Here is a 1,123-nt window from a genome sequence, read left to right as displayed (position 1 = left end):
CACGGTCGGCCGAGCCGCGCGAGGTCAGCAACTCCGGTCGCTCGTCGATGAACGAGGTGGTGACCCGGCCCGCCTGGAAGTCCGGATCGTCGAGCACCGAGAGCAGGAAGGGGATGTTGGTCGTGACGCCACGGATGCGGAACTCGGCGAGCGCGCGCCGGGCGCGGGCGGCCGCGGCGGGCAGGTCGCGACCGCGGCAGGTCAGCTTGACCAGCATCGAGTCGAAGTAGGCGCCGATCTCCGCGCCCAGGTTCGCGCCGCCGTCGAGGCGGATGCCCGCGCCGCCGGGGGTGCGGTAGGCGGTGATGCGGCCGGTGTCGGGGCGGAAGCCGTTGGCCGGGTCCTCGGTGGTGATGCGGCACTGCAGCGCGGCGCCACGGATCGACACCGTGTCCTGGCTCAGGCCCAGGTCTGCCAGGCTCTCGCCGGACGCGATGCGCAGCTGCGACTGCACCAGGTCGACGTCGGTGATCTCCTCGGTGACCGTGTGCTCGACCTGGATGCGCGGGTTCATCTCGATGAAGACGTGGTTGCCGCGCTCGTCGAGCAGGAACTCCACCGTGCCCGCGCAGGTGAAGCCGATCCGGCGGGCGAAGGCCACGGCGTCGGCGCAGATCCGTTCGCGCAGTGCGGGATCCAGGTTCGGCGCGGGCGCGAGCTCGATCACCTTCTGGTGGCGGCGCTGCAGCGAGCAGTCGCGCTCGAACAGGTGCATGACATTGCCGTGCTGGTCGGCGAGGATCTGCACCTCGATGTGGCGCGGGTTCACCACGGCCTGTTCGAGGAACACCGTCGGATCGCCGAAGGCTGCTTCGGCTTCGCGGGCGGCGGCTTCGATCGCGGACCGCAGGTGCGCTCGGTCCTCGACCCGGCGCATTCCGCGGCCGCCGCCGCCGGCGACCGCTTTGACGAACACCGGAAATCCGATGCCGGCTGCCGCGGTGAGCAGTTCGTCGACATCGGTCGACGGCGCCGAGGAGGCCAGCACGGGCAGCCCGGCCGCCTTGGCCGCGGCGATGGCGCGGGCCTTGTTGCCGGTCAGCTCGAGCACCTCAGGTGCCGGACCGATGAAGGTGATGTCGGCGGCCGCGCACGCCGCGGCCAGACCGGGGTTCTCCGAGAG

At 71.6% G+C, this 1,123-nt stretch carries 1 protein-coding gene; it reads right to left on the bottom strand.

Going from position 1 to position 1,123, the window contains the following annotated elements; translation table 11 throughout:
- The coding region (locus tag ACWDNU_RS46600; protein ID WP_449673546.1) for an ATP-binding protein at positions 1-1,123 on the bottom strand (1,123 nt) is incomplete at both ends.

The organism is Amycolatopsis sp. NPDC003676, from assembly GCF_053587275.1.
This window is presented reverse-complemented; position numbering and strand designations above follow the sequence as displayed.